This is a genomic window from Lactiplantibacillus sp. B652, from assembly GCF_023806745.1.
In the GTDB taxonomy this organism is placed as follows: domain Bacteria; phylum Bacillota; class Bacilli; order Lactobacillales; family Lactobacillaceae; genus Lactiplantibacillus; species Lactiplantibacillus pentosus.
In genome coordinates this window covers 1-12,015 of record NZ_JAMSKY010000015.1, presented here as the reverse complement: position 1 = coordinate 12,015, position 12,015 = coordinate 1, and the positions used below count along the sequence as shown (strand labels likewise).

Genomic DNA, 12,015 nt, shown 5'->3' with positions numbered 1-12,015 from the left:
GGAGGTGAAATAAATGGCAACTCTTGGCACGGTGTCTGTGTCAATCACAGACGCTTCAACAACTGCTGAAACTGCACAAGCAACTGCAGACACGGCAAACACAGGCGTCACCAATTTAAATACTAGCAGCATAATGTCAGTTATCGAAAAGCAGCAGCTTGAGTACTCTTTGACTGTGGCTACAATTCAATATACGGCAATTGTCACCACAGCTAAAAGCAGTAGTATTAGTACAACGGCATTAACCACAGCTTACAACGCAATGAATACATATGAATCAAGTCTATTAGCAGATTTGACGACTGCAAGCACGGTTGACCGCGATAACTTGACTACGTTGCAAAGTACATATAACACCGCCTATTCAAATGTTCAGACGCTGATCAATGATAGTTTTAGCGACTCAATTAGTGAAGCCGCAGCAAGTGCGGCAACAGCAAGTACGGCTGCAAGTACCGCTTCAGCGGCTGCAACCAGTGCCGGTGTGGTTGGTAGTAACGCTTCTAGCACGGCTTCAGTTGCTTCAGCAGCCGCAAGCCAAGCAAGTGCAGATTACACCACGCTTAGCACAGGAGTTTCAGACGGTTCATTAATTCACATCACAACTAAGACAGCTATTGATGAAGCTGTAATTGGAACGGCAGAGTTAGCAGACGCAGCTATTACTAATGCAAAAATTGGCAGTGTGTCTGCAAGCAAATTGACTGCGGGCACGATTGACTTCAGCACTATCACTGGTACAAACATCAATGCCACCAATATCACCACAGGGACACTAGATGTAGCACGCTTGAATGTCGGTAGTTTATCAGCCTTATCTGCTGATCTAGGGACAGTGACAAGCGGCACGATTAAAGGTAATACAATCACCGGTGGCACAATCAGTGGGGCTACAGTTTCTGGTAATACAATCACCGGTGGCACGATCAGCGGTACTACAATCACGGGCACAGTCATCAATGGTGGCACGATTAACAGCGGTGTGATCAACAGCGGGACTAAGAGCACTAGTAGCTATAATACCGGCGGCTATTACCCGCTCACTATTAATGCTAGTGGCGTGTACACATCTACTATGTTTGATAGCAGTGTGGGCTTGCAAGCCGCAATTGATCAAGCGTCACTCACAACAAGCGTAAGATACTTTACTGCTTCAAGTGACGGTACGTATTATGCAAATCAAACTTCACTGAGCAATGGCCAATTGACACTTACTGACGGTTATACAGCAGCTTCAGATAATACATTTTCAAGCGGCGTTACTGCTACTGGGAGTGTCAGCCTTAGCTCTGTGTATGGTATTAATTTATATGGTAATACACAAAATATTACTTTTAACGGCCGGATCACTGACACTAACAAGGGTATTACCTTTACTACATACGGCAACATCAAGAGTAATGGTAATCAGGGTACTTGGTACGTTGGGTATAGCGATGATAGTCAAACCGCAAATTTTGGTATTGATTCAGCAGGGAGTAATCCCATAAAATTCAACCGTGATCTCTGGGTAAGGAATATGGGGTTAAGTCGTGCACATCAGGTTAGGTCTAAAGATGGTGGCGGTATCTATTTCACAGACGATGATAGTAATCGGGTGAATACCTATCATAAGAACATTTATTATTCAGGATCATCTTCAAAGTCGCTATTGTCTGAAAAGACCAATGTAGAGGCTGCTGACATTAATTACTGGTCAAGCCTTGCCATGAGTATTGATTTGGCCACGTACAATTATGATACAGATGATTACACTGATCCGCTGCGCTTATCAGGGATTATTGATGACGTAAACGCAACAAAAGAATGGGCTTTGCCTGAAGCATTCTATGCCCGTGATGAAGACGGCAACATAGTTGGTATTGATAACGGTGTGCTTTTAAACGCTGTACTAGCTTTATCGCAGGAACAGGCAAAGCAAATTGACGAATTAAACACTAACGTTTTAGCTATGGAGGCAAAAATCAATGGATAGTTTATTAATCACGAATTACAAACCAGACTATAACAACAACATCATGACTATTTCTTTCACTATTAAAAATCTTGCGATTAGCTCAGAAAGCACAATTGCAATGGACGACTTCAACACGGCAATTGCAAACGGCGTTGAAGCTATCAAGAAGATGGTTCTGAATAGCTTGATTACCGCACTCAGCGCAATGTTGCCTGATGACACAACGACTACTACCACAGCTGAAGAAACAACAACGACAACTACTGAAGCGACTGCTGATAATACGACTGAAAGCACTACTGAAGCAGAAAGCGGGGTGACTGAATAATGAAAGTTGACGGGCAAGCATTAGTTGATAAAATGCGTGAAAATTTTGCACAAAAAATTGCGATTAGCGAACAGGAAATTGCTATGCTTCAGGTTCAAAATGACAACCTGCAACATGAATTAAACGCTTTAAAAGGGAAGAAGGAATAAGGATTGAACGTTAAAAAGTTAATTAAGGGCGGGCTGTTAACTGCGGCCGCTCTTTTCTTTTTGTCTGGGTTAAAAGTTACCGCAAACGCCGCAACACAACCTGTGCTTGACCTTTCAGAATGGCAAGGCCAGATCACAACTAGCCAAGCCAAGCTTCTAAAAGGTGAAGTGAAGGGCGTCATCTTGCGTGTGCAATATGGCTCAAACTACAAAGATAAGTATTTTGTACATAATGTGAAGGTACTGAAAGCAGCAGGTGTTCCATACGGCGTGTATGCCTTCAGTCAGTATGTCAATGCAAGTGACGCTAAACAGGAAGCAAAAGATTTTTACAATCGTTCTAAAACATATGCACCAAAGTTTTACGTGAATGACGCTGAAGAATTGACAACGACTTCAGGTACATACAGCGCTGCAACCAAGGCATTCGCCACAGAATTGCAGTCGTTAACTAGTAAGAAAGTTTATCTCTATTCATATCAAAGTTTCTACACTACGAACATTAGTTCAAAGTCTGGTTATGACGGTATGTGGTTAGCAGCCTATCAGACAAGTGCACCTTCAACCAGCTTCAGCTACCAATTGTGGCAATACACTGACAGCCGTTACAGCACTTCACTAAAGGCTTCAACAGACGCTTCAAAGTTCACTGGTAGCAATAACTGGTTTGGCACCACTATTAACAAGTCAAATTATCCTTATGGTGGTCACATTCTGAAAGAAGTGGTACGTGTTAAAGCGGGCACTAAGTTTTATGGCACTAGCAAAACTATTGATAGCTCACTCACTAAGGTTAACTTGAGAGTACATTCAATCAAGACTGTGTACACGGGAAAATCAAATCAAGTTTTAACGCTATACAACGGCAGTACGGCAATTGGTCAAGTTCGCGCGCAAGATATTAAGGCCAGTTATTTTTCAAATCCTAAAATCACTAAGGCGAAAGTAGTGAAGAGTAACGGTATCTGGACGTATAAAAACGGTAAGAGACAAACTCATATTAAGAAAGGTACGGTCTTAAAAGTAGATGGTTATGAAATTAACAGTGGCGGTTATCGGAGATTTAAACACTCTGGCCACAAGACTAATTTCACTGCTAACAAGGCTAATACTAAGGTAGTGAAGTAAATGGCACAGGGCGATATTAGTGATGAAACCCGTTTATTAATGGAGATTAAAGAAAATCTAGGCCGTCTAAACCAGAAATTTGACGATATGGGAAGCATTGATGAAAAGGTCAACCAAGCGTTAGCTTCTAGTAATGAAAACAGTCGTCGGATTGATCGACTAACAGCGATTCAAAATTGGCTGATTAGTGTATTGGTGGGCGGTGGCTTAATAACCTTATTAATTTACATTGCAGAAAAATTTATTTAGGAGAGACAATGATGACAAAAATAAAAAAAGCAGTAACCAAATTCTTTCAGACCATTGCGGCAACTTTTAAGGCTAACTACACTAAAGCTTCTTACTGGGCCCAAATCATTGGTTCAGTATTAGTGATTGGACTGGCCGTCGCCACAGTATTTTTTAACGATAGTATTGATACCAATACGGTTTTATTGATCATTACCGGCGTCGGATCACTATTAGCATTTTGGGGCGTGATTACAGATAATTCCATTTTGGAGGATACGGGTAACATAATCAAAACCAAGTCGAACACGCTAGCTTCTACGGAGCAAACGGTCGTGGAAGCCTTGTCAGAAGCCCAGGCTAAGATTGCGGCAGCTAACTCAGCAGCGGCCAGTCAAGCCGCAGTCGAGGCATCACAGGCAGTAGTGGCGGCTTACAGTCAAGCTGCTAGTGCGGCGGCAGTTGGTGACACGGCCACGGCTAGTTCAGCAGCCACTTTAGCGTCATCGCTAGCGGCTAATTTGGATAGCAATGTGCAATCAGATGCCGAAACGACGTCAGAATCCGCCTCACAAGCAGGCGAAAAGTAGTATAATTAAATATTGAATTTGCTAATCCCCTGCGCTTCGGCGTGGGGGATTTTTAGTTTGGCAGAAGTATACAAAAAAGGACCAGTCAAGACTGGCCCAATGCTTAAAGTAAAATAGGTGTTTTTCTGTTATCCCCTCCCTAAAGGCCAAGGGAAAACGTTAATAATTATACATCAAAGCTGGCAAATGTAAAGAGGCTTATAGGCTACTTCGAGTATTGCGATACAGATTGATAAGCGTTGTCATTTCTCGATCAAGCTTTACAAAACGGTAAATAATAAGTATAATGCCAGCTGTCTCTAGGATGTTTCTAGATGATAGTTATAACTTGATTAATTCCCCTGCGTTTCGGCGCGGGGGAATTTTCATGAATTTAATCAAGCCGGATTAGTATTATTGATATTAAGAAGATGTTGTGAAACTATGTAAACTTGGCCCCTCACAAGAGCGATACTAAAAGCGATACTGAGAAAACTTAATAGGGCCTAAACACAGTGGTATCAAAGGGCTTAGACGTTTTACTATGAAATCTTCTTGGCCGCATATAGATACAGATAGCTGGTATTGAGAGGTAAATCCTTGATATACCGGCTTTTTTATTATTCTTAGTTGGAATAACAAGCCATAATTTGGGCAGACTCTAAACTGATATCTAAACTGGCTGTACACAATCAAAGCTATGTTGACCTTCAGGTACTTCGTTAATTTCAACGTTTGGCTCATGTCTCAGATATGAATGACAGTTTGTCATTGGTACTGAAAAAGTGGATCCTGTGATTGTTGAAGGCCAGTCATCTGAGTGATGAAATTTTCCAGTGAGAGTCTGTGCTGGGGTGTATTCAAAACAAAAGTGTTTTAACGATTGCAATCAGCTGCTCAGCGTTATACTCGATTAGTACCATCATTATTTTTAGCCGGTTTCAACAGCACCGATCCAAATGAGGTAAAACAGATGAACAAAGCAGAAGAACCGAAAGAACCGAAAGAACCAAAAGAACCAAAAGAACCCACCTATGATGAACTCATCCAAAAAATCTCACACAAGTCGTGGTTTGGCGGCATGAGTATGCCTACCAGGGAAGAAATTAATGCGCTACTAGCAGCGCGGTGGCGAGAACGTGATGAAGCGGAACGGAAGTTGAAAGCTTCGAAGCAGCATGAAGACTAACTGAATCTGAATACAAAGCCGACTGGTCGTGGAGATCAGTCGGCTTTATGTTGAACTAATTTTGCTCATTCTGAGGATATCCTGCGTTACAGTTACAGAATAGATAAGTATAACTACCGGATGCCCCCCTAACGTCCACCAACTTTGCCGTATTTTATATTTCAATCTCACGCATACCAGCATTATAATGTAAACGGTTAATCGATGGGCTAGCAGTTAATGGAAGGTGAGGGGCAGTAATTGACTAAAATCAGCAGATTATGGGGCCTACTCGGTAGTTTATTTGTGAGCGTGGGACTAGCGCAAGCGGCACATGCTGCGAATCCGCCACGGGCCGCGACCACTTATCCCATCCGTGCGATTCAAGTGACCCCAGCACGCGTTTATCAGACCAAGCGTCAAACGGGTGTTGGCTACCATCTAACGGTTTTGCCGGGACAGCGGGCGCAATTGCGCGTTAATTTGCATTTGAAGTATCATCCACAGACCAAGTGGACGCGAACTGAACAAGCTGACATCTATCGTCACGGTCAGCGACAACGCTACTATTACGTGCATAACGCTGCTCATCAGAGTGGCTGGGTTGCGGCGGCCGACTTGAAACCAGTTACGACGGACGCCGTACAGTTAAAGGTCCCACTCATCAATCAGTTGCCAGAATTGCCGACGGGCTGTGAGATGACAGCTGCCACGATGCTGCTGCAGTATGCGGGTGTCCGAATCGATAAGTTGGCGTTAGCGGCGTTGGTGCCACGTAGTTTCAATCCTAACATGGGGTTTGTTGGTGACCCGACATCTGAATACGGTGTCGGTCTCTATATTTATCCGCAGGGACTGTTACCGACGATGCGGCATTTTTTACCAACCGCGGTTGATTTGAGTGGAGCCAGCCTGCTCACAATCAAACAACGATTAGCTGCTCGGCACCCCGTGGTCGTGTGGGTCAAAGGACTAGATGGTTTTGCCAGCCACACCATCACGTTAACGGGGTACACTGCGACGACGATTCGTTACAATGACCCCTGGAATGGCCAGCATGGTGAGCTGACCAATTCGGTCTTTGAAACGATGTGGCAAGGTAATGGGCGCCGGTCACTGAGTTATTAAGAAATTAATACCATCGTTAACTTTAGTTACTGTTTCGTAATTTTAGGTTAAAAAATACGCTATTTGATACACAAAAACTGAAATTTGATACTGTATTGCTTTTGTGTATCAAAAAGACCTTTGTTATATGGGCTTTTACCGCTAGTGTATTTTGGCACGGAATTTGCATGTATATTAGTGAGTGCGAAAAAGATTGCGCTTACAGTATCAAAAAACATAAATAGTTACAGGCAATTTTAGATATTATTTATTCGTTTTATATGACTGTAACGAAAAATAGGAGGTACAAAGATGGTAAGCATTATCATTGCTAGTCACGGCGAATTCGCTAAAGGCATCTATCAATCCGGATCAATGATTTTCGGCGAACAAGAAAACGTTCAAGCTGTTACATTGATGCCTAGCGAAGGCCCTGACGACATCAAGGCTAAGTTGGAAAAAGCCATTGCTTCATTCGACGATCAAGAGCAAGTCTTATTCTTAGTCGACCTTTGGGGCGGAACACCATTCAACCAAGTCAACGGCTTGTTTGAAGCACACAAGGACAAATGGGCAATCGTTGCCGGTTTGAACTTGCCAATGTTGATTGAAGCATACGCTTCACGGCTTTCAATGGATTCGGCACACGAAATTGCCACCCACATCATTGAAACGGCCAAGGACGGCGTTAAGGTTCGTCCTGAAGCATTAGCACCTAAGGAAGAAAAGGCAGCTGCTGCAGCTACCAATAATGCTAATGCCGGTCGTCCAGGGACGATGGAATATGGTTTGGCACGGATTGACTCACGTCTCTTGCATGGGCAAGTTGCCACTGCATGGAGCAAGACGGTCAACCCAACTCGGATCATCGTTGCGTCAGATAACGTTGCGAAGGACGAGTTACGGACTAACATGATCAAGCAAGCAGCGCCTTCTGGTGTGAAAGCTCATGTTATTCCAATCAAGCAAATGATTAAGATTGCCAAGGATGACAAGCACTTTGGTGGTCAAAAAGCATTAGTATTATTCGAAACGCCACAAGATGCCTTACGTGCAATCGAAGGTGGCGTGCCGATCAAGACCTTGAACATTGGTTCAATGGCTCACTCGGCTGGTAAAGTTCAACCAAACAAAGTTTTGGCCTTTGATCAAGATGACATTGACACTTACCGGAAACTCGAACAAGACGGCATCGAATTCGATGTTCGGAAGGTTCCAAGTGATGGTAAGGAAAACATGGATAACATTTTAAACAAAGCTGAAAACATGTTAAAGGAACAAAAGTAGTTTCAAGAATATCAGAAAAGATGGAGGATTAAATCATGAATTTGAACGTAATTCAAGTGATTTTAGTCGTACTTGTATCATTTTTAGCTGGTATGGAAGGTATTTTGGATGAATTCCACTTCCATCAACCAGTTGTTGCATGTACCCTAATCGGATTAGTAACCGGACAATTAGTCCCATGCATTATCTTAGGTGGGAGTCTTCAAATGATTGCCTTAGGTTGGGCCAACATTGGTGCCGCCGTTGCACCTGATGCTGCGTTAGCATCAATTGCATCTGCAATTATCTTAGTTTTAGGTGGCCAAGGCCGTGCCGGGGTTACTTCAGCCATTGCGATCGCCGTTCCTTTGGCCGTTGCTGGTTTACTTTTAACCATCATCGCCCGGACGTTAGCAACTGGTATTGTTCACATCATGGACCGTGCTGCTGAAGAAGGTAGCTTTGCCAAGATCGATTTCTGGCAATGGGTTGCCATCTGCATGCAAGGTCTTCGTATCGCGATTCCAGCCGCTTTGATCTTAGCCGTTGGTGCCACTCCTGTTAAGGCAATGTTGAACGCAATGCCTAGTTGGTTGACTGATGGTTTGTCAATCGGTGGTGGTATGGTTGTTGCCGTTGGGTACGCCATGGTTATCAACATGATGGCTTCTCGTGAGGTTTGGCCATTCTTCGCTTTAGGTTTCGTCTTAGCCGCAATCAGTGACATTACTTTGATTGGTTTAGGTGCAATCGGGATTTCCTTAGCCTTGATGTACTTAGCACTTTCGAAGCAAGGTAACTCTGGCAGCAATGGTGGTGGCGCTAATACTGGTGATCCAGTTGGCGACATTATCGACAAGTATTAGAGAAGGAGGCAAACTGAGATGTCTGAAACTACAAATATTACTAAAAAAGTAACGTTAAGTAAAAGTGATCGTCTGCATGTTTGGTGGCGTTCAACGTTCCTCCAAGGTTCATGGAACTATGAACGTATGCAAAACGGTGGTTGGGCTTATTCATTAATTCCAGCAATCAAGAAATTATATACGACTAAAGAAGACCGTGCCGCAGCTTTGAAGCGTCACATGGAATTCTTCAATACCCACCCATACGTTGCTTCACCAGTTATTGGTGTTACCTTAGCGCTTGAAGAAGAACGTGCTAATGGTGCTCCAATCGATGATGTTACGATCCAAGGGGTTAAAGTTGGTATGATGGGACCTTTAGCCGGTGTTGGGGACCCTGTGTTCTGGTACACGGTTAAGCCAATTGTTGGTGCCTTAGCTGCATCACTTGCGATCTCTGGTAGTATCGTTGGACCAATTTTATACTTCGTTGTTTGGAACGCAATTCGGATGGGCTTCATGTGGTATACTCAAGAATTCGGTTACAAAGCCGGTTCTAAGATTACCGATGACTTATCTGGTGGTATTTTACAAGATATTACGCGTGGTGCTTCCATGCTTGGGATGTTTATCCTTGCTGCCTTAATTGAGCGGTGGGTTGTTGTGGACTTTAGTCCTGTTAAAGTCTCGACAATCAAGCAACAAGCCGGTGCTTACATCGACTGGGACAAGTTGCCAAAGGGCTCTGCTGGGATTAAGGAAGCCTTATCACAACAAGCCGCTGGACGTTCACTTGATAAATACAAAGTAACGACTTTGCAAGATAACTTGAATCAATTGATTCCTGGGTTGATGGCCTTACTGTTAACCTTCCTCTGCATGTGGTTACTGAAGAAGAAAGTTTCACCAATCGTTATCATTCTTGGCCTCTTCGTATTTGGGGTTCTGATGCACGTTATTGGTTGGATGTAAAATTCGGTTTCGTGGTATTGAAAGGATGGACTCGTTGGAGCTCATCCTTTTTATTTAGTTCGGCAGGTTTTGCATAAAGCAGGCCCTCGCCGTATAATCGGGTAGTAATAGAAGGTGATAGGAGGAGTGTCAGATGGTTCAATCAATTAATACGAAGGTTGACTTAGTCATGAATGGAAACTCGCATATGGGCTTGACCGACTATGGCAAAATCATGGTAGGCGACAATGGCTTTGAATTTTACGATGACCGCAATGTCCGTAATTTTATTCAGATTCCCTGGACGGAAGTCAACTATGTCGTGGTATCAGTGATGTTTGGTGGTCGCTGGATTCCACGGTTCTCATTTCAAACGAAGCGTAACGGCATGATTACTTTTTCGGCTAAAGACCCGAAAAAGGTGTTGCGTGCCGTGCGCAAGTATATTGAGCCGGATCACATCGTTAAGTCGTTAACATTCTTCCAGGTCCTGGGCAGAATCTTTAAGGGCAAAAATAACAAGGATAAGTATCTGAAGTAGTCGCATGATACGGGTGGCAGCGCCTGCTATCGTGATTAATTGGACTACTATCACACGAGCTTACGTGACGTTAGTCGTTGGACTGACCGTCGCGTGAGCTCGTTTTGTAATCCTGTGAAATAGGACGACAGTGTGGTATATGGTATAGGGGGCTAATAGGCAACTTGCCTGGACGGGCCTTTTGGGGGAGTACCCCACTGACCTTTAAAAAGTCGATTATCAGCTAACTATGGTAGAATGTAGTGTGTTATAGTGTATCAAATCGAACAAAATAGTTGAGCCTGGTAAAAAGGAGTGGCGATTTTGACCAGAAAATCCAAAATATACGAATACGTCCGCGAGCACAGTGATTCGCACGGGCTAACAACGGAAATGGTTGCGACCGCGTTAATGATAGCGCGTTCAAACGTTAGTAAAGAATTGAATACACTCGTGCGCGAAGGCCAACTCCATAAGTTAGCTGGCCGGCCAGTCCATTATGTGCCGGCTACGGATGAATTGGCAACTGCGCCAACCACTGTTAGTGACGTAGCGAATGCCACGATGGCGAAGCGAATGCCGAATACCGGAACGACGACCACGGCACCTAAGTCAGCCGCCACCGATATTTTTGAAAATATGATTGGGTCGCACGAAAGCCTAGCTAATCAGGTCGAACAGGCCAAGGCGGCAATTCTGTACCCACCGCGGGGCTTGAATACGTTGATTATTGGGCCGACTGGTTCAGGGAAGACTTACTTTGCAAACGCCATGTATCGTTTCGCGGAGAACCAACAAGTGCTGACCAATCCACAAGGGTTGATTACGTTCAACTGTGCGGACTACGCCCATAACCCTGAATTATTGATGTCGCACTTATTTGGTTACGTCAAAGGGTCGTTTACGGGTGCTAACGAAGATAAGGATGGGCTGATTCAGGAAGCAGACGGCGGCATGCTGTTTCTGGATGAAGTGCACCGGTTGCCACCAGAAGGGCAAGAAATGATTTTCTACTTCATGGATCATGGTACCTATTCCCGGCTGGGCGAGACGGCCAAGAGTCACCATGCTAATGTGCGCCTCGTCTGTGCGACGACCGAAGACCCCGAGAGTACCTTGTTACAGACCTTTGTGCGTCGGATTCCGATTACGATTCAACTCCCGGCCTTCAATCACCGTTCAGCGAAGGAACGTTTGGAATTGCTGAAAGCGTTATTATCATTGGAAGCCAATCGAATCAATAAGCAGATTCGGTTAACGGAAGACGTCGTCCAGGCCTTGTTAGGGTCGGTCACGTTTGGGAATGTCGGCCAGTTGAAGTCCAATATCCAATTGGTCTGTGCACAAGGCTTCGTTAATAGCATTGAGAATGACAGTGAAATCACGATTACCATGGATGACTTACCACAAAACATTCGGAGTGGTCTGATGACGGTGGCGTCGAATCGGCATGAATTAGGAGCAATTTCAGAGTTGCTCGACCCAGTTCTGATCGTTAAACCCAACGATGGTCCGACACCATTACGGAATAAAAATGATAATTATGAGTTACCTTATAATTTATATGAAATTATTGGGGATAAGGCGTCCTTACTTCGCCGTGAAGGGCTGGATAAGGAGCACATCAATCGCTTCATTACGACGGACATTAACTTGCATTTGAAGTCGTTTTATAAGCAGAATCAACTAGGGTCCGTCTGAAAACTACTTAAGTAAGATGCAAATTGAGGCAATGTAGACCGTAGCCAGATAAACATGAGCGAGCTTATCATAACGCGTTGCAATCCTACGAAAGTTCT

12 protein-coding genes and 2 pseudogenes are annotated in these 12,015 nt (G+C 44.0%); 13 read left to right on the top strand and 1 reads right to left on the bottom strand.

All coding sequences use genetic code 11. The annotated features are described in order from the left end of the window. Positions 1-13 precede the first annotated feature (13 nt). The 13 genes and pseudogenes from MZO40_RS14570 to MZO40_RS14510 all read left to right on the top strand — a co-directional run. A complete protein-coding gene (locus MZO40_RS14570; protein ID WP_252133374.1) occupies positions 14-1,975 on the top strand; it encodes a hypothetical protein in 1,962 nt (653 codons plus the stop codon). Further along, positions 1,968-2,285 carry a hypothetical protein gene (locus MZO40_RS14565; RefSeq protein WP_216748332.1) on the top strand — a complete coding sequence of 106 codons (318 nt, stop codon included), beginning with the start codon at positions 1,968-1,970 and terminating at the stop codon, positions 2,283-2,285. Before MZO40_RS14570 ends, MZO40_RS14565 begins: the two co-directional genes overlap by 8 nt. Continuing rightward, entirely contained in the window at positions 2,285-2,434 is a 150-nt protein-coding gene (locus MZO40_RS14560) for a hypothetical protein (RefSeq protein ID WP_156182995.1), read from the top strand. Before MZO40_RS14565 ends, MZO40_RS14560 begins: the two co-directional genes overlap by 1 nt. A 3-nt stretch (positions 2,435-2,437) precedes the next feature. Next, the gene (locus tag MZO40_RS14555; protein ID WP_252133373.1) at positions 2,438-3,562 is read left to right on the top strand and encodes a GH25 family lysozyme; all 1,125 of its coding nucleotides are present in this window, start codon (positions 2,438-2,440) and stop codon (positions 3,560-3,562) included. Continuing rightward, a complete protein-coding gene (locus tag MZO40_RS14550; RefSeq protein ID WP_050339220.1) occupies positions 3,563-3,811 on the top strand; it encodes a hemolysin XhlA family protein in 249 nt (82 codons plus the stop codon). It begins immediately after the preceding gene. 11 nt (positions 3,812-3,822) lie between these two features. Continuing rightward, on the top strand, positions 3,823-4,380 hold the full coding sequence (locus MZO40_RS14545; RefSeq protein ID WP_216768758.1) for a holin: 558 nt from the start codon (positions 3,823-3,825) through the stop codon (positions 4,378-4,380). A gap of 952 nt (positions 4,381-5,332) precedes the next feature. Beyond that, positions 5,333-5,548 (top strand): hypothetical protein, encoded by a 216-nt coding sequence (locus tag MZO40_RS14540; protein WP_105961346.1) that lies wholly within the window; start codon positions 5,333-5,335, stop codon positions 5,546-5,548. Positions 5,549-5,788: 240 nt separating this feature from the next. Then, a complete protein-coding gene (locus tag MZO40_RS14535; RefSeq protein WP_105961347.1) occupies positions 5,789-6,655 on the top strand; it encodes a C39 family peptidase in 867 nt (288 codons plus the stop codon). A gap of 291 nt (positions 6,656-6,946) precedes the next feature. Beyond that, a complete protein-coding gene (locus tag MZO40_RS14530) occupies positions 6,947-7,921 on the top strand; it encodes a mannose/fructose/sorbose PTS transporter subunit IIA (RefSeq protein ID WP_003637738.1) in 975 nt (324 codons plus the stop codon). Between the two features lie 35 nt (positions 7,922-7,956). Then, the gene (locus MZO40_RS14525) at positions 7,957-8,766 is read left to right on the top strand and encodes a PTS mannose/fructose/sorbose transporter subunit IIC (protein ID WP_050339213.1); all 810 of its coding nucleotides are present in this window, start codon (positions 7,957-7,959) and stop codon (positions 8,764-8,766) included. An 18-nt stretch (positions 8,767-8,784) separates the two neighbouring features. Next, on the top strand, positions 8,785-9,717 hold the full coding sequence (locus MZO40_RS14520) for a PTS system mannose/fructose/sorbose family transporter subunit IID (protein WP_050339212.1): 933 nt from the start codon (positions 8,785-8,787) through the stop codon (positions 9,715-9,717). Between the two features lie 133 nt (positions 9,718-9,850). Then, entirely contained in the window at positions 9,851-10,237 is a 387-nt protein-coding gene (locus MZO40_RS14515; RefSeq protein WP_050339211.1) for a DUF956 family protein, read from the top strand. A gap of 303 nt (positions 10,238-10,540) precedes the next feature. Further along, a pseudogene (locus MZO40_RS14510) lies at positions 10,541-11,905 on the top strand (sigma-54-dependent transcriptional regulator); the annotation flags it as partial. Positions 11,906-11,920: 15 nt separating this feature from the next. Here the strand turns inward: MZO40_RS14510 and MZO40_RS14505 are convergent. Continuing rightward, positions 11,921-12,015 (bottom strand): annotated as a pseudogene (locus tag MZO40_RS14505) (IS5/IS1182 family transposase); the annotation flags it as partial.